Source organism: Micromonospora sp. SYSU B005, assembly GCF_055362685.1.
The window spans coordinates 803,590-820,646 of sequence record NZ_JAXCFU010000002.1 but is presented as its reverse complement, the minus strand read 5'-3'; the positions used below and the strand labels follow the sequence as shown (position 1 = coordinate 820,646).

The window sequence follows — 17,057 nt, the reverse complement described above, 5'->3', positions numbered from 1 at the left end:
CAGGTACATGTTCTGGTCGTCGGCGATCAGGGTCTGGTCGATCGGGCCGGTGCCGGAACCGGAGATGCTGCCGGTGAACAGCGGCTGCGCCGAGGACCACCCGTTCGGGTTGGTCGGATTCGTCGAGGTGCGGTAGGAGAACGCGGTCGGCCCCCACTGGTAGGCGAGGACCCAGATGTTGCGCGGCGCGAAGTAGAACAACGTCGGCGCCACAGTCCCCGACGACATCGCGTTCTGCGACGCCGAAGCCATCTGCGACCAGTTCGAGAACAGACCGAAGTTCATCGACCCCCACGACGACCCGGTGTCGTGCGTCGTGGCGTACACCAGGTGCTGCCCGTTGTACGGCACCACCGTGAAGTCCTTCAACGACACCCACCCCGAACGCGGCTGCGCCAACGCACCCGTGGACGACCACCGGTACGACGACGGCAGGTTGCACGTGCCACCCGGAGGCGGCGTCGTGGGCGGCGCGGTGGTCGGCGGCGCCGTGGTGGGTGGCGCGGTGGTGGGTGGCACGGTGGTGGGTGGCACGGTGGTGGGTGCGCCGGTCGGCGTGGTGGTGCCGCCGGTGCAGGTCACGCCGTTGAGCGCGAAGCTGGTCGGCACCGGGTTGCTGCTGGTCCAGGAGCCGTTGAAGCCGAACGACGTGTTGCCGTTCGTCGGGATCGACCCGTTGTAGTCGACGTTGCGCGCGGTGACAGCGGACCCGCTCTGGGTCAGGCTCGTGTTCCACGACTGGGTCACCGTCTGCCCGGCGCCGAACGACCACGTCAGCGTCCAGCTCGACACGGGGTCGCCGAGGTTCGTGATGGTGACGTTGGCGCCGAAGCCACCCTGCCACTGCGACGAGATCGCGTAGTTGACCGAGCAGCCCGCGGCGGCGGCCCCGGCGGGCAGCGCCACGGCGACCGACGCCGACGCCAGCAGCGCGGCACCGGCCGATGCCCATATGGCATTGACTGACTTGGATCTGGACATGAATTGACCTCCTGCGGGGGCGGCGGCTCTGGCATTGGCGGTGGCGATTGTTTTGTGAGCGTTAACAGCCGCGTCAGGGATGTTACGGGAGCGCTCCCAAGCACTCAACAACTCATTTCCGCACCCACCGAACCAGCCGTCACGCCCACCTCGCGCGCGCCCGCGCACCGCCCACCCGCCCAGGCTGGGTCGATCATGAAGTTGACCGCATTCAATGCGGACGAATCCGCGGCCTAACTTCATGATCGACGCGCTCAGGGGCGCGGGCGGGAGGGGGGAGGGGACGAGGCGGGCGGGGTCAGGCGGGGGTGCAGGGGGTGTTGTCGGCGGTGCAGGCGGCGGGGGCGTCGTGTGAGGGGTCGGGGTCGCGGACGTCGAAGCGGATGGTGGCGGACTCGCCGCCCGGCAACGCGCTCCCGGTGAACGTGACCACCGGTCCGTCCTGGGTGGCCTCGGCTCCGCTCACGCTGCCCACTGTGGCGCCGTCGTGCAGCGTCACGGTGACCGTCCAGCCCGGACGCGGTGACGGGCCGGGATTGCGCAGCACCACCTGGCCCCGGTAGCCGAAGACCCGGTCGGTGACCGTCTCGTAGGTGGCGCTCAGCGGTGCCGCCGCCACAGTCGAGGGCGTCGGGCTCGGCGTACGGCTGGGGGTGGGTGACGGCGTCGGCGAGGGCGACGCGCTGCGGCGGCTGGCGCTGGGCGTGGGTCGCGCAGTAGTGGGCCGGGCCGACGGCGTGGCGCTGGACGGCATGACCAGCGACCCCGTCGGGGCCGGCGCGGCCGGTGCGGGCGGCTCGCCGGCGGTGGCCCAGACCGTCGCCCCGGCCGCGGCGGCGATCAGCGTCACCGCGCCGACCGCCAGCAGCACCCGGCGCCGCCCGGACCGGCGCTGGTCGTCGCCGAGCAGCCGGACCACCGGCAGTTCGGCGGTCAGGCCGCCCTCGGCGCGGCGCAGGTCGACGTTCTGGAACGCCAGCCAGTCGAGGATCGCGGGCAGTCGTCCGGTGACCGCCTGCTCGTGCTGCTCGGCGCGGGCGTCGGCGTCCCAGTCGCCCTCCTCGAGCACCTCGCGGACCGACAGCCGGGTGCCGTGCGCGGTGGGGGTCAGGTCGCAGGCGAGCCGGGTGGCCCGGCCGGCCTCCCGGCAGCGGACCACCAGCCGGTGCGGTGCGCGCAGTTCGACGGTCTCCACCTCGGTGTCGCCGTCGTAGCCGGGCAGCGCGGCGGTGGCGAGGATCCACCGGTCGGACCCGGGCGCGCTGTCGGCGAACCACTTGGCCAGCAGCGCGCGTTCCGTGAGCGCCCGCCAGGTCCGGGCGGGCGGGTGGAACAGGTCGACCTCGGTGACGATCTCGATCACGCGGAGACTCTAGGGCCTGTGTCAAGGTCGCTGTGGGGCGCTGTCGCCGCCGTCGCGCCAGCGGGCCCGCCAGGCGGCCTCGCTCTCCTCGGCGCTGGCCTTCTCCTCGTGCATCAGCCGGCGCAACGCGACCCGCGAATCGGCGAAGATCACCAGCTCGGCCGCCACGAGTGCCACGCAGATCGCGGTGAGCAGACCCAGCGCGCCGAGCGCCGGCAGGTGCCGGCCGACCGGCAGCGCCGCGGCGAGCAGCACCACGGTGCCGACCCGGGTCCAGGACAGCGTCCGCAGCGCGCGCCACTGGAACGCCATGTTCGCGGTGAAGTAGACGAGCACACCACCGAAGAGCAGCGGCACCGCCGGTCCGTGGCCGCGCTCCATCGGGCCGCCGGCCGGGTCGGTGACGATGCGGACCAGTTCCTCGGCGCCGATCGCGAACAGGATCACCCCGGCGATCATGGGCAGGTAGAGGTAGGCGTACGCGTCGCGGGCGAGCGCCACCCGCGTGTGCCCCTGCGCGGCGTGCAGCGCGATCCGGGCGGCCGGGCCGATCATGTCGAAGTGCGCCCACCAGAGCGCCGCGGTGAACAGGATGCCGAAGATCGCCGCCGGGATGGCCGGCCAGGTCACGGGCTGGCCGAGCAGGTTGCCGCCGACGCCGACCGAGATGACCGACTCGCCGAGCGCGATGATCAGGATGAGGTCGTACCGTTCGGTCCAGTGCTCGGCCGAGGTGATCTTCCAGCCGTCGGTGCCGGCCAGCAGGCCACTGCTGTACTGGATGGCGACCACCGCGATCCACAGCCCGTCGCGCAGCCACGGGCCGACCTCCGGGGACACGCGCGGCGGCAGCAGCGCCGCCACCAGCAGCAGGCCGGCCGAGATCACCGCCTCCGGCAGGAACAGCCGCAGCTTGCGCCGGGCCGGCGGGTCGTCGCGCGTGGCGTACCAGTACAGGGTGGTGTGCACGAACCGGATCACCACGTAGCTGATGGTGACCAGGATCGGCCCGGCGCTGCCCTTGTCCAGGTCGCCGAACGTCTGCGGCAGCGCGAGCGCGAACGTGAACAGCGCGATCATGCCGACCACCATGAGGATCGGCACGAAGCCCTCGCCGAGGCGCAGCCGGGCGGCGACCGCGCTGTGCACCACCCAGCACCACCAGAGCACGGCGAGCACCAGCAGCGCGTGCAGCAGTTCGCCAGGGGTCACGTTGGCGGCGGTGGCGCGCGTGATGATGAAGAAGGACACCACGAAGACGAGGTCGAAGAAGATCTCGAACCGGTCGACCCGGGTGGCGGGGGCGACGCCGGTCGCCGGCCCGAGCCCCTTGCGCCACCGGTCGCCACCCACCGGGCGAGTGTGTCAGCCCAGGTCGGGCCGGGTGCCGCTTTCGCCGGCCATTCCACCGGTCCGACGGGGAGCGGCGCGCTCAGCCCGCCGCCGGTGCGGCCAGGGCGAGCACGTCGCGCAGCACGTCGCGCAACGACCGCCCCGGGTGCTCCAGCCACTCGTGCGCGGCGATCCGCAGGGACGCGAGGAACGTCGCGGCGACGATCCGGGCCCGCAGCGCCGCATCGGGTCCGGTCAGCCGGCGGGCCAGCTCCGCGGCCATCTCCCGCTCCAGGGCCGCGTACGCGCCGACCTGGTGGGCGGCCAGGCTGGGGTGGCCGTGCAGCCGGCGGCGCCGGCTGAGCCAGGGCTCGGCCGGGTCGTCGTAGCCGTCCTCGGCCTGGGCCAGGGCGGCCCGGGTCAGCGCCGCCCACGGCGACAGCTCGGCCGGTTGTTCCGCGACGAGCGTGAGGAGCCGGCGCAGCCGCACCGTGTCGCCGTGGAAGAGGGCCTCCTCCTTGCCGCCGAAGTAGTTGGAGAACGTCCGCCGGGAGACGTTCGCGGCGTCGGCGATCGCCTCGACGGTGATCCGGTCGGGGCCGTGCTCGGCGGCGAGGGACAGCGCCGCCTCGTGCAGCGCCAGGCGGGTGGCCGCCTTCTTCCGCTCCCGCAGCCCGGTGCACTCCTCCATGACAGCCAGCGTAGGTGACCGATTTCTCAATGGGCAAACTTGCCTACCGGGCAAGGTTTAGTGTTGATTGCTTGAGGCAACGAAGCGGCCACCCCCGTATCGACACACCTGGAGGACGCGCGCATGAGCGCACCCACCATGACGGCTGAGGCCGCCCCGATGAGCAAGCGCAAGACGCTGGAGGCACTCAGCGGTCTGCTGCTGGTGCTCTTCGTGGCCATGCTGAGCAGCACCGTGGTCTCGACGGCCCTGCCGAAGATCATTGGAGCGCTCAACGGCTCGCAGACGCAGTACACCTGGGTGGTCACCGCCACCCTGCTCACCGCCACCGCGACCACCCCGATCTGGGGCAAGCTGGCCGACCTGTTCAACAAGAAGCTGCTGATCCAGATCGCCATCGTGGTGTTCCTGGTCGGGTCGATCGCGGCCGGCTTCGCGCAGAGCGCCGGGCAGCTCATCGCCGCCCGCGCCTTCCAGGGCATCGGCGTCGGCGGCCTCCAGGCGCTCGTGCAGGTCGCCATCGCGGCCATGATCCCGCCGCGTGAGCGGGGCCGCTACAACGGCTACCTGGGCGGCGTCATGGCGCTTGCCACCGTCGGCGGCCCGCTGCTGGGCGGCCTCATCGTGGACACCTCCTGGCTCGGCTGGCGCTGGTGCTTCTTCGTCGGCGTACCGGTCGCGGCCGTCGCGCTGTTCCTGCTCCAGATCACCCTGAACCTGCCCACCGTGCGCCGGGACAACGTCAAGATCGACTATCTGGGCGCCGCGCTCATCGCCGCCGGCGTCAGCGTGCTGCTGATCTGGATCTCGTTCGTCGACGACTCGTTCGCCTGGCTGTCCTGGCAGACCGGCGCCATGGTCGGCGGCTCGGTGCTGCTGCTCGCGCTCGCCGTCTGGGTGGAGGCGCGGGCCGCCGAGCCGGTGGTGCCGCTGCACATCGTCCGGGAGCGCACCACCGCCCTGGCGATCCTGGGCAGCCTCGCGGTCGGCATGGCGATGTTCGGCGGCGCGGTCTTCCTGGGCCAGTACTTCCAGATCGGCCGCGGCTACAGCCCGACCGAGGCCGGACTGCTCACCATCCCGATGATGGCCGGTGTGCTGATCTCCTCGATTGTGGCCGGCCGGATGATCACCGCGACCGGGAAGGTCAAGCCGTACATCGTGTTCGGGGCGGTCGTGCTGGTCATCGGGTTCGCCATGCTCGGCACCATCGACCACGAGACCTCGCTGGTCTTCGTCGGCATCGCCATGTTCATCGTCGGCGTCGGCGTCGGCATGACCATGCAGAACCTGGTGCTCGCGGTGCAGAACACGGTCGCGCTCAAGGACATCGGCGCGGCCAGCGCCAGCGTCGCCTTCTTCCGCTCGCTCGGCGGCACCATCGGCGTGTCGGTGCTCGGCGCGGTGCTCGCCCGCCGGGTCACCGACCGGATCACACACGACCTCGCCGCGGCCGGCATCCCCACCTCCGGCGGAGGCGGCGGCAGCACGCTCAACCTCGACGCGCTGCCCGAGCCGGTACGGCAGATCGTGCGGGCCGCGTACGGGGACGCAACGGGGCACATCTTCCTGATCTCGGCCGCCATCGCGGTGGTGGGTATCGTGGCGGCGCTGCTGCTGCGTCCGGTCACCCTGCGTTCCAGCCTCGACCTGCCGGACACCGGCCGATCGGTGGCGGTGGGAGCGGACGCCGTCGACGGCGCGCCCGCCTTCGACGAGGTGAGCGTGGACTCGGCCGGCCGGGAGGAACGCACCCGCCGCTGAGCCCGTACCCCCAGGGCCGTCGCCGACCCCGGCGGCGGCCCTGGTCCATGCGGGGACGACCGAAGGAGGAGCCGTGGACGTCACGCGGACCGCGCCCACCCGCCTCGCCGTATGGCAGCGGGCCGCGCGTGAGCTGGCGCTCGTCGCCGTGCTCTTCCTGGCCTACAAGGCGGGCCGGCAGGTGGTCGCCGGGCAGGACGACGTGGCCCTGGCCAACGGCGAGTGGGTCTGGCGGCTGGAGCGGCTGCTGCGCCTGCCCGACGAGATGCTCGTGCAGGGGCCGCTGCTGTCGCACGAGCTGCTGGTACGCGTCGCCAACTCCTACTACGCCTACATGCACTTCCCGGCCACCGTGCTCTGCCTGGTCTGGCTCTGGCTGCGCCGCCCGGCCCACTACCTGCGGCTGCGGCGCGCCCTGGCGTCGCTCACGGCGGTGGCGCTGGTGCTCCACGTCTGCATTCCGCTCGCGCCGCCCCGGCTGACCGCGCTCACCGGAATGGTCGACACCGGCAACCGCTACGGCCCGAGCGTCTACGGGCCGCCCGACACCGACCAGCTCAGCAACCAGTACGCGGCCATGCCGTCGCTGCACGTGGGCTGGGCGCTGGCGATCGCGCTGGCGCTGATGGCGGTCACCACCGGACGCCTCCGCTGGCTCTGGCTGCTCCACCCCCTGGCGACAGCGCTCGTGGTGGTGGTCACCGGCAACCACTACTGGCTCGACGGTGTCGTCGCGGTGGTGCTGCTCGTGGCGATCCTGGCCGTCCTGCCGACGGCCGTGCCGGAACCGCCCACGCTCCCGTCCGGACCGGTGCGCCCGCACGTGGTGCCGGCGCCCCGGCGGGCCGGCCACCGCCGGAACCCGAAGGTCCCGGCGGCGGCCGACGTACGGCTGCGGCCACCCGGCCGCGGCTGAGGGCCGGTCAGCGCAGCGTGCAGACCGTGCCGTTGAGGCGGAACGCCCCCGGCGGCACGTTCGGCCCGCTGTACGCGCCGACGAAGCCCACTGTCGTGCTCCCGCCGTCGGCGGCGAGCCGCCGGTTGTCGGCGGTGGGCGTCACCCGGACGTCGCGGCCCTGCTGGTCCCAGGTGGCGCTCCACCCGCTGCTCACCTGCTGCCAGCCCGTCGGCCAGGTCCAGGTCAGCGTCCAGCCGTCGACGGCCTTCGCGCCCGTGTTGATCACCTCGACGTTCGCCACGTACCCGTTGCCCCAGTCGTTGTCGTCGTCGAACCGCACCGCGCAGGAACTCTCGGCCGGGCTGCCGGTGGCGAACGTCAACGGCGGGGACGACCACGAGACCCGCCCGGCGGTGTCCCGGGCCAGCACGTTGACCGTGTAGCGGGCGCCCGGTTCGAGGTTGCGCACCGTCAGCGACGTGCCGGCGGTCTCGCCGAGCTGCTCGCTCACCGCGCCGTACTGCCGGTGCACCTCGTACTTGGCGATCGGGGATCCGCCGGGCGTGGCCGCCGGCCAGGAGATGGTCGCCGCGCGGTCGGTCACCGCGCTCGCCGTCGGCCTGCCGGGGGTGCCGGGCCGCCCGGCCGAGCTGCCGGCCGGTCGCAGCACGAGCGTGGTCAGCGAGTACGGCGGCAGCGTCCGCGCGGCCGCGCTGCCGGAGCGGGCGGTGCTGATCCCGGTCGCGCCGTTGGCGAACGTGTGCACTGTCGGCGCCTCGTCGGCCGGGGTGAACCCGGCGTAGTCGAGCGCCACCGGGTAGGCGGTGTCCGGGTCCTTGTTGAGCAGCAGGACCGCGACGCTGCCGTCCGGCCGGCGGACCGCGTGCGCGGCGACCAGCGGCTGGTCGGTCCCGGCGCGGACGAGCTGGTCACCGGGCCGGACGAACAGGTTCATCATGGACAACGCGTGGTACGGCGCGAACGGGGTGTTGAACGCCGGCTGGCACACCTCACCGTCACTGGTGCAGTTGCCGCTGGACAGCAGTCCGAAGTCGCCGTAGTCGGTCTGCCCGGCCACCTCGGAGACGGTGCCGATGCCGTTGTGCACGTTCCACCACTGCACCGTGAACACGCCCTGCTCCAGCAGGCCGCTGTAGGCGTCGGCCAGGAACAGCGCGCCCGGCGCGGTGGTGCGGCCGGCGTCCACGTTCAGCTCGGTGAAGCTGATCCCGATCCGGTCCGCACCGGGGCCGGCGTGCCGGGCGATCTGCTGGCGCAGCAGCCAGGCCGCGTCGGGCAGATGGTTGGTGCGGGCCAGTGAGTCGGCGGCGCTGCCGCCCGGGTACCAGTGCACGTCCACGAAGTCGATCTTCGGGCCGGCGATGGACAGCACGGTCTGGTTCCACGGCCCCGGATCCGATCCGGCGGTGATGCCGTCCGGCCAGTTGCCGGGCATGGTGAGCACCGCGCCGACCTTGATGCTCGGGTCGACCGCCTTCATCGCGTCGGCGTACTCGACCACCAGCCGCGCGTACTGGGCGGCGCTCTTGTCCGGGTGGTCGTCGGCCTCCCAGGCCGAGCCGTAGTGGCCGTTGCCGTAGTTCTCGTTGCCGACGGTCCACCACTTGGCGCCGTAGCCCTTTGTGACGTTGGCGTAGCGGACCCACGCCGCCGCCTCGGCGGGCGTGCCGGTGCCGTAGTTCGCGATGATCATCGGCTCGGCGCCGACGCGGCGGGCGCCGGCCATGAACGTGTCGAAGTCGGTGTTCGGCGCGACGTAGCCGCCGGGCGCGGTGTGCGTCTCCCAGTGGTAGATGTCGGCGTACGAGCCGCCGGGGTAGCGCAGCATCTTCACGCCCGCGGCCTTCAGCAGGTCGGACGTCTCGGCGCTGCCGAGCTGCGAGTCCCAGATGGCGTGGTTGACGCCGAGCGCGGTGGCCGGGACGGTGGCCAGCCCGGCGCGGGTGTTCACGGTGACGGTGACCGGGTCGGTGGGGTCGGCGGCGGCGACCGGCCCGCCGACGGTGCTGAGCGCGGTGGCGAGCAGCAGCAGGCCGGCCGCGAACGCAGTGGGTCTTCTCATCCGGGGATGTCCTTCGAGGGAGTGGGACGACGGGAGATGCCCGGTTCTGCGTCGTCCTCCCGGAGCCGCGACGGCGGCGGGATGCCCACGAACGACGATCGGCTCCGCGCGGCGAGCCATCGATGAGGATCATACGCCCGGCGCGGGGGAGTGCAGGGCTTAATTTATAGACAGGAGTCTTTACTGTTAACAATGTTTAATTTATGTTCGGGGCACCTTCCGTTCCCCCCGAAGGAGTTGCCACCATGCGCCGAAGAATCACTCTCCCGCTGCTCACCGCCGGTGCCGTCACCGGGACGCTGGCGCTCGCCGCGCCCGCCCAGGCCCACGGCTACGTCTCCTCGCCGCCGAGCCGGCAGGCGCTCTGCGCGCAGAACCGGGTGCCCGACTGCGGTCAGATCAAGTACGAGCCGCAGAGCGTCGAGGGCCCCAAGGGCCTGCGCAGCTGCCACGCCGGCATCGCCCAGTTCGCGGTCCTCAACGACGACAGCCGCAACTGGCCGGCCACCTCGGTCGGCAGCAGCGTCACGTTCACCTGGGTCAACACCGCCCGGCACGCCACCGCCAACTGGGAGTACTGGATCGGCGGCACCCGGGTCGCCGTGGTCGACGGCGGGGGACGCCAGCCCGGCGCGACCGTGTCGCACACGGTCAACCTCGGCGGCTTCTCCGGCCGGCAGAAGCTGCTCGCGATCTGGAACATCTCCGACACCGCCAACGCGTTCTACTCCTGCGTCGACCTCCAGATCGGCGGCGGAGGCGGCAACCCGACCCCGTCACCCACCCCGACGGCTGCGCCCACCCCGACCGCGGCGCCCACCACGCCCGCGCCCTCGCTCACGCCCACCCGGACCAGCACCCCGGCGCCGGGCGGTACGTGGACCGCCGGGCGGGCGTACCAGGTCGGTGACACGGTGACCTACGACGGCCGCAGCTACCGCTGCCGCCAGGCGCACACCGCCATCGCCGGCTGGGAGCCGCCGAACGTACCGGCGCTGTGGCAGCAGATCTGAGCCCGCGTACCCACGCGGCGGAGCCGGCCGGTCCCCGGCTCCGCCGCGCGTCCGCCCGCCCCGCCACGGCCCTGCTCGCGGTGATGCTGGCCCTGACCGGATGCGGCGGGCCGCCCGCCGACCCGTCCCCACCGGTCCCGCCCGCCACGGCCTCGGTCCCGGGCGGCGCGGACGCCACGATCAGCGGGATCGACGCGCTGTTCCTGGCCATGATGGTGGCGCACACCGAGCAGACGCTGGAGATCGTCCGGCTCGGCCTCGACCGCGCCACCGACCCGCGCGTCCGCACGCTCATCGCCGCCGTCCGGGCCACCGAGACCGACGAACTGGCCACCATGCGCGGCTGGCTGCGCGAAGCAGGCCCGTCGGCCGCCGCCGCAGCCGCCCGGCACGACCACTCCGGGCACAGCGAGGCCGCCGCCGGACTGGCCCGGCTGCGCGCCGCCACGCCCGCCGACGCCGACCGGGTGCTGCTCGACGTGCTCAGCCGGCACCAGCGCACCGCGGCCGACCTGGCCCGCGCCCAGGTCGCCGCCGGGACCGCCGAGCGGGTACGCGACCTCGCCCGCCGCATCGACCGCTCGCGTACGGCCGAGGTCGACCTGATGGCCGGTCTGGGCTGAGCGGCCGGCCCCACGAGGTGGCGGCGTGGGGCATGACCTTCGTCACGGTCGCGCCCGCCGGCCGCGCCTCGACAAGGCCGGCGAATCGGCGCGCACCAGCCCTTTCCGCGAGCCGGTCGAGCAGATCGGGGCCGGTGGCGCGGCCGGCTCGGGTGCCGCCGCGCTTCTCCCGTCGGCAAAACCGGCCGCGTCTCGTCCCAGGTCATGGCTACGCTGTCGCCCGGACGTCGCCTCGCCGCGCGTTCCGCCCGCGTTCCGCAGACGGCGCGCGGCGCCGCCACCGCCTCCCAGTGCCGGACCGGATCCAGGAGACCGTCAGTGACCCAGCAACCCGTAGCGACGTCGACGAAACTCGACGCCGCCGTACTCAAGGTGGCCGGCGTCGTCGTGCTCGGTGCGATCATGTCGATCCTCGACGTGACAGTCGTCAGCGTGGCGCTGCCGACGTTCCAGAGCGAGTTCGACGCCACGTACGCCCGCGTCGCGTGGACCATGACCGGCTACACGCTCGCGCTCGCCACGGTGATCCCGCTCAGCGGCTGGGCCGCCGACCGGTTCGGCACGAAACGCCTCTACATGGTGGCGCTGGCGCTGTTCACCATCGGCTCCGGGCTGTGCGCCACGGCCGACTCGATCGGCGAGCTGATCGCCTGGCGGGTCGTCCAGGGCCTCGGCGGCGGCATGCTCATGCCGCTCGGCATGACGATCATGACCCGGGCCGCCGGCCCGCACCGCATCGGCCGCCTGATGGCGGTGCTCGGCATCCCGATGCTGCTCGGCCCGATCACCGGCCCGATCCTCGGCGGCTGGCTGATCGACGTCGCGAGCTGGCACTGGATCTTCCTGATCAACCTGCCGATCGGCGTGGTCGCGCTGGTCTACGCCCAGCTCGCCCTGCCGAAGGACAACGCCGAGCCGTCCGAGTCGTTCGACTTCCTCGGCATGCTCATGCTCTCGCCGGGTCTCGCGCTGTTCCTCTACGGCATCTCCACGCTGCCCGAGACCGGCACCGTCGCCGACACCAAGGTCTGGCTGCCGATGCTCGCCGGCGGCGCGCTCGTGGTCGCCTTCGTGCTCTACTCGTTCCGGCCCCGGCACCCGCTGCTCGACCTGCGGCTGTTCCGCAACCGCAACCTGACCATCGCCACCGTCACCATGTTCGTGTTCATCATCGCGTTCATGGGCGCGGGCCTGCTGTTCCCCAGCTACTTCCTCCAGGTGCGCGGCGAGACGACGCTCACCGCGGGCCTGCTGATCGCGCCGCAGGGCATCGGCGCGATGCTGACCATGCCGATCGCCGGCATGCTCGCCGACCGGGTGCCGGTCGGCCGGACGGTGCCGTTCGCGCTGGTGCTCATCGCGGCCGGGTTCTTCACCTTCACCCAGCTCGGCACCGACACGTCGTACTGGCTGCTCTGCGGCTCGCTGTTCGTGATGGGCCTCGGCATGGGCGGCACGATGATGCCGATCATGACCTCCGCGCTGAAGACGCTCAGCGCGGCGGAGGTGGCGCGCGGCTCCACGCTCGTCAACATCCTCCAGCAGATCGGCGGCTCGGTCGGCGCCGCGGTCATGTCGGTCATCCTCACCAGTGAGCTGAACGGCTCGCGGCCGATCCCCGGCGTCACCGACCCGGCCACCGGCGCCCCGCTGACCGAGGCCCAGCTCGCCATCGCCTCCCAGCAGCAGCCCGAGCTGATCCAGCAGTTCCCGGTGCCGCCGTCGCTGATCGAGCGCGGGCTCGACTACGCGGCGAACTCCTTCTCCACCACGTTCTGGGTCGCCTTCGGCCTGGTGCTGCTGACCTTCATTCCGGCCGCGTTCCTGCCCCGCCGCCGTGAGCCCTCGCACCTGCTCGACGGCGACCCGGGCGAGGACAAGCGTCCGGTGCCGGTCCCGATCCACTGACCGCCGCCGTCACCCAGGGTCGGACGCACATGCGTCCGGCCCTGGGCCGTTCCGGCGCCGCGATCCGCCACCCCGGCCACGGCCGGCGCCTAGGATCGGAGACGGAACCGGAGGAAGGCGGCCAGCGTGAGCGCAGACGACGCGCAGCGGTCGGCGCGACGGCGTAACCGGCTGCTGCTCGCGGGCCTGCTCGCCGTCGTCGGGCTGATCCTGCTGCTGCTCGGCCTCACCGTCGCCACCGGCACCGTCGCCGGCGTCGAGGTGGTGCTCGCGTTGTTGCTGCTGGTCACCAGCTACGCGATCCAGCGGGTGGCCCGCCGCGAGACCGTCTACCGCGACGAGCGGCGCTGACCGGTCCGGCGGTCCGGCCGGGCTAGGCTGCCGGTGTGGATCACGAAGACCGGATTGCGCTGTTCCTCGACTACGAGAACCTGGCCCTTGGCGTACGGGACCATCACGGTGGTCGGCCGTTCGACTTCCGGCCGATCGCCGACGCGCTCGCCGAGCGGGGACGCGTGGTGGTACGCCGGGCGTACGCCGACTGGTCGTACTTCGACGAGGACCGGCGGATGCTCACCCGCTCACACGTCGAACTGATCGAGATCCCCCAGCGGATGGGGGCCTCGCGCAAGAACGCCGCCGACATCAAGATGGCGGTGGACGCGGTCGAGCTGGCGTTCGAGCGCGGCTACATCTCCACGTTCGTGATCTGCACCGGGGACAGCGACTTCACCCCGCTCGTGCACAAGCTGCGCGAACTCAACAAGCGGGTGATCGGCGTCGGGGTGGAGAAGTCCACCTCCGCGCTGCTGCCGCCGGCGTGCGACGAGTTCCTCTACTACGACCGCCTCGAAGGCGTGGACGTGCCGCCACCGGCCGCCCGCCGGTCGCGCCCGGCCCGGCCCTCACCGGCGGAGCCGGCGCCCGAGCCGGCCGTCGAGACCGCCCCGGCCGAGGAGGAGTCGGCCCGGGACGTTGACACGCTCGCCGTCCAGCTGGTGCAGACGGTGGCCGGCATGCAGGGCAGCTCCAGCGGCGACGTGACCGCCTCCGCGCTCAAGCGCGCGCTGCTGCGCAAGGACCCCACGTTCAGCGAGTCCGACTACGGCTTCCGGACCTTCGGCGAACTGCTGCGCCACCTCGCGGCGCACAACGTGGTGGAACTGGCCGCCGGACCGGCGAAGGGCGACCCGGAGGTGTCCCTTCCCGAGCAGGGCGACCGGGAGGTCGCGTTCGGGCTGCTGCGCTCCGTGGTGGTGGACCTCGCCGCGGACGGCGGGGCGGTGGCGCTGTCCGGCCTGAAGGACCAGCTGCGGCGGGCTCGGCCCGACTTCAGCGAGAAGAAGCTCGGCTACCGCAGCTTCCTCCAGTTCTGCAAGGCCGCCGCGACGGGCGGCGTGGTGGAGTTGCGCTGGAGCCCCGACGACGGCGACTACCTCCTCACTCCCCAGACCCCCTGACCGGGCCCTCCCCGCCCTCCGCCGCCGCCGCCCGCCCGCCGCCCCCGCGATCTTGCACTTGCTGACCCCTGAAAGCGGGATGAATCGCCCATCCCGAGGGCAGTAAGTGCAAGATCGTCGGGGTTCGGGGACACCTCGGCTTGATCCACGCCAGCTCGGCGAGGTGGCGGGGTCCGAGGCCGCCGGATGCCGCCACCTCGGCGCACTGGTGTCGATCAAGCAGCTTCCGCGGCAACCGCCCGGGCGCGGACACCTCGTTCGCCGTCCTCGGGGGACGTGAGGACGGCGGCACCTTCGTCCCCGGCTGGCACTCGGCTCTGCGAGGTCAGGAGAGGGCCGGGTCTACCTGGACTGTCGCGCCGAGCCCTACTGCGAGGCCGAGCCGTCGGCCGACCTGGCCCACCAGGCCCAGCAGGGGCGGCTCGGAGGAGACGGTCGGGCTCGGGTCGCCGGTGGGGCCGGGCTCCCCGGTCGGGTCCGGGTCGCTCGTCGGGCTCGCGGTCGGCGCAGGAGTCACCTGGCCGGCGGGAGGGCTGGGCGGCTCGACAGGTGTCGACGGGCGGTCGCCGACCCGTGCCGGCGGCGACCCGGCGACGGGCGGTGCGGTGGTGAGGATCCGCGCCCCGGACTCCGCGGTCGCCGCCGGGGGACGCTTCGGTGGCGGCGCGGGCCGGGTCGGCCGGACCACCGGCGACGACGGGTCGACTGGAGTCGCCACGGGCGGCACCCCAGGCGCGGGGGTTGCGGCTGTGGTGGCGGGCGCGGTCGCCTGTCCGTGCGCCGGGTCGGTCTGCCCGGCTGTCGCCGTCCAGGTGCCGGCGGACGTGACGCCCAGCAGCACGGCCACCGCCGCGACGCCCGCTGCGGCCAGCCGCTGGGGGAGTGCCCGGTCGGCCGGGGCGTCCCACGGGCCGAGCGGCCGCGGCGGCCGGGGCCGGGCGGCCCGGTGGGCGGACCGCAGCGCCTCGACGTCCTCGACGAACGCCTCCCGCATACCGGTGGCGTCGGCGTGGGCCAGGGTGAGGTAGAACCTGGCGTTCGCCGCGCCCGGGGCGGGTAGGCGCAGGCCCGCCGGGGCACCGCCGTCGGCGTCGTGCAGCAGGGTGACCGGACGGTCCGGGTGGTGCCCGAGACCGCGTACGTCCCGCAGGGGCCAGTCCCGCCGGGCGTCGTGCCCGGCGAAGGCCACGCGCCGGTCGGTCACCACGGCGGCGCCGCTGTCCACCACGCGTAGTCCCGCCGGCAGCGGGCCGTCGGCCGGGTCGAGACAGCCGGCGAGCGTGCGACCCGGCACGGGCAGCCCGGGCAGGTGCCGGGCCGTGACCTCGACCAGGTCGACTGTGGGCAGGATGCGGTAGACGACCTCGCCGTCGTCCAGCGGCACCGGCAGTGCGGTGCCGGGCAGTGTGCAGCCGCGGAAGCCCGCCGCCTCCATCGACAGGCGGTCGAGGTGGTCGGCGTGGCGGCGCCAGATCCGGGCCGCCGCCTCGTACGCCTGACGCCGGCGCTCGTTCTCGCGCCGCGCCCAGGCCAGTCGCCGCTGCGGATGAGCCCCGATCGCGTCGGGTCGCCTCGCCGTCACACCTGGTACAACGCCCTGCGAAGAGCCCGGATACGTGAGCGCGGCTATCGTCCGGTTTGGCGGTGGTATGCCCGCGATTAGACTTCGGGGCATGCCGCGGATCGTCCAGTTGCTGGCCTCACCCGTGCACCGGTACGTGGGCCGCCCGGCGGACGGACCCGCCCCCGCGCCACCTGGTGAACTGGTCGACCGGGTGGAGCTACGCGCCGGGCTCGGCATCGTCGGTGACCGCTACTTCGGCCGCCCCGCGCACCGGCAGGCGAGCGTCACGCTGATCGCGCGGGAGTCGCTGCCGCCCGGCGCGGACCTCACCCAGCTGCGGCGCAACGTGCTCACCGAGGGCATCCCGGTGGACGATCTGGTGGGCCGCGTGCTCACGCTCGACTCCGGCGACGGCCCGGTCCGGCTGCGGGTGCACCGAGCCGCGCCGCCCTGCGCCTGGCTCGACGTGGTGGTCGCTCCCGGTACGTGGAAGGCGATGCGCCGCCGCGGCGGCGTCCGGTGCGCCCCGCTCACCGACGGCGTGCTGCGGGTCGGGCCGGTCACCGTGTCCGTCGACGACTGACGGCGAGGGAACTTTCCCGGCCCGCCGGCCGACCAACCGGAGGGCGAGCGGCACTGCGGCGCCGGCAGGAGGGACGCGGAATGAACCGAGCGGGGCGCGCATCCGTACCGTCCGGCATGAGCATGCCGGACCGGCGGGCCGGCCGCGGATGAGCCCGGACGCCGACGACGAGCAGGTGACCGGGTGGGCGCGCCGCGCCGCCCGGGGCGACCAGCTGGCCGCTGCCGCGTTCGTGCGGGCCCTCCAGGCGCCGGTGTGGCGCTTCCTCGCTCATCTGGCCGGGCCGGCCGAGGCCGACGACCTGGCCCAGGAGACGTTCCTGCGCGCGCTGCGCAGCCTGCCCGGCTTCGCGGGCCGGTCGTCGGCGCGTACCTGGATCTTCACCATCGCCCGCCGGGTCGCGGTGGACCACGTGCGGGCGGCGACCGCCCGGCCCCGGGTGGCCGCGCTGCCGGACTGGCAGGCCGCCGCCGAGGCGGCCGGCGCGGTGACCGGCGGCGGGGACGACGGCGTGGTGCTGCGCGGACTCATCGCCACGCTGGCGCCGGACCGGCGGGAGGCGTTCGTGGCGACCCAGGTGCTCGGCCTGTCCTACGCCGAGGCGGCCGAGGTGTGCGGCTGCCCGGTGGGCACCATCCGCTCCCGCGTGGCCCGCGCCCGGGAGGACCTGGTCGCCGCCTGGTCCGGCGACGCCCGTGACCGCCGGGCCCGCTGAGACCCGCCCGCTGACACCACGACCGCCGGGGCCCGCCGGGATCGCGACCGGCCGGGTGAGCCGCGACCCGGTGACCCGC

The 17,057-nt window shown here is 73.4% G+C and carries 15 protein-coding genes; 9 read left to right on the top strand and 6 right to left on the bottom strand.

Annotation, left to right across the window (positions count from 1 at the left end; all coding sequences use genetic code 11):
- The 4 genes from SM452_RS09170 to SM452_RS09155 all read right to left on the bottom strand — a co-directional run.
- On the bottom strand, positions 1-981 hold a 981-nt coding region (locus SM452_RS09170), incomplete at its 3' end, for a non-reducing end alpha-L-arabinofuranosidase family hydrolase (RefSeq protein WP_463839717.1).
- Between the two features lie 298 nt (positions 982-1,279).
- A complete protein-coding gene (locus tag SM452_RS09165; protein ID WP_262015321.1) occupies positions 1,280-2,344 on the bottom strand; it encodes an SRPBCC domain-containing protein in 1,065 nt (354 codons plus the stop codon).
- A gap of 21 nt (positions 2,345-2,365) precedes the next feature.
- Complete coding sequence (locus SM452_RS09160; RefSeq protein ID WP_463839716.1) at positions 2,366-3,697, bottom strand: low temperature requirement protein A; 1,332 nt, start codon at positions 3,695-3,697, stop codon at positions 2,366-2,368.
- 79 nt (positions 3,698-3,776) lie between these two features.
- Positions 3,777-4,367 (bottom strand): TetR/AcrR family transcriptional regulator, encoded by a 591-nt coding sequence (locus tag SM452_RS09155; RefSeq protein ID WP_355509138.1) that lies wholly within the window; start codon positions 4,365-4,367, stop codon positions 3,777-3,779.
- A gap of 123 nt (positions 4,368-4,490) precedes the next feature.
- On the opposite strand from SM452_RS09155, the gene SM452_RS09150 reads away from it, so the two are divergent.
- Together SM452_RS09150 and SM452_RS09145 are read left to right on the top strand one after the other, a co-directional pair.
- Positions 4,491-6,131 carry an MDR family MFS transporter gene (locus tag SM452_RS09150; RefSeq protein ID WP_355509140.1) on the top strand — a complete coding sequence of 547 codons (1,641 nt, stop codon included), beginning with the start codon at positions 4,491-4,493 and terminating at the stop codon, positions 6,129-6,131.
- A 73-nt stretch (positions 6,132-6,204) separates the two neighbouring features.
- Positions 6,205-7,047 (top strand): phosphatase PAP2 family protein, encoded by an 843-nt coding sequence (locus SM452_RS09145; protein ID WP_463839715.1) that lies wholly within the window; start codon positions 6,205-6,207, stop codon positions 7,045-7,047.
- Between the two features lie 7 nt (positions 7,048-7,054).
- Here the strand turns inward: SM452_RS09145 and SM452_RS09140 are convergent, their stop codons facing one another.
- On the bottom strand, positions 7,055-9,112 hold the full coding sequence (locus SM452_RS09140) for a cellulose binding domain-containing protein (protein WP_463839714.1): 2,058 nt from the start codon (positions 9,110-9,112) through the stop codon (positions 7,055-7,057).
- Between the two features lie 245 nt (positions 9,113-9,357).
- Between SM452_RS09140 and SM452_RS09135 the strand changes: the two genes are divergently transcribed.
- The 5 genes from SM452_RS09135 to SM452_RS09115 all read left to right on the top strand — a co-directional run bounded on the left by SM452_RS09135 (position 9,358) and on the right by SM452_RS09115 (position 14,116).
- Positions 9,358-10,125 carry a lytic polysaccharide monooxygenase gene (locus SM452_RS09135; RefSeq protein ID WP_463839713.1) on the top strand — a complete coding sequence of 256 codons (768 nt, stop codon included), beginning with the start codon at positions 9,358-9,360 and terminating at the stop codon, positions 10,123-10,125.
- Positions 10,110-10,748 carry a DUF305 domain-containing protein gene (locus SM452_RS09130; protein ID WP_463839712.1) on the top strand — a complete coding sequence of 213 codons (639 nt, stop codon included), beginning with the start codon at positions 10,110-10,112 and terminating at the stop codon, positions 10,746-10,748. The genes SM452_RS09135 and SM452_RS09130 overlap by 16 nt, the downstream gene beginning before the upstream one ends.
- Positions 10,749-11,066: 318 nt before the next feature.
- On the top strand, positions 11,067-12,656 hold the full coding sequence (locus tag SM452_RS09125) for a DHA2 family efflux MFS transporter permease subunit (protein ID WP_262015313.1): 1,590 nt from the start codon (positions 11,067-11,069) through the stop codon (positions 12,654-12,656).
- Positions 12,657-12,782: 126 nt separating this feature from the next.
- Positions 12,783-13,007 (top strand): hypothetical protein, encoded by a 225-nt coding sequence (locus SM452_RS09120; RefSeq protein WP_013286169.1) that lies wholly within the window; start codon positions 12,783-12,785, stop codon positions 13,005-13,007.
- A gap of 35 nt (positions 13,008-13,042) precedes the next feature.
- Positions 13,043-14,116 (top strand): PIN domain-containing protein, encoded by a 1,074-nt coding sequence (locus tag SM452_RS09115; RefSeq protein WP_262015312.1) that lies wholly within the window; start codon positions 13,043-13,045, stop codon positions 14,114-14,116.
- A 325-nt stretch (positions 14,117-14,441) separates the two neighbouring features.
- On the opposite strand, the gene SM452_RS09110 is transcribed toward SM452_RS09115, so the two are convergent.
- A complete protein-coding gene (locus SM452_RS09110; RefSeq protein ID WP_463839711.1) occupies positions 14,442-15,698 on the bottom strand; it encodes a hypothetical protein in 1,257 nt (418 codons plus the stop codon).
- Between the two features lie 91 nt (positions 15,699-15,789).
- Here SM452_RS09110 and SM452_RS09105 point away from each other — a divergent pair, with 91 nt between their 5' ends.
- The gene (locus tag SM452_RS09105; RefSeq protein WP_194802414.1) at positions 15,790-16,263 is read left to right on the top strand and encodes a molybdenum cofactor biosysynthesis protein; all 474 of its coding nucleotides are present in this window, start codon (positions 15,790-15,792) and stop codon (positions 16,261-16,263) included.
- A 148-nt stretch (positions 16,264-16,411) separates the two neighbouring features.
- Entirely contained in the window at positions 16,412-16,978 is a 567-nt protein-coding gene (locus SM452_RS09100; protein WP_120570026.1) for a sigma-70 family RNA polymerase sigma factor, read from the top strand.
- Positions 16,979-17,057 lie beyond the last annotated feature (79 nt).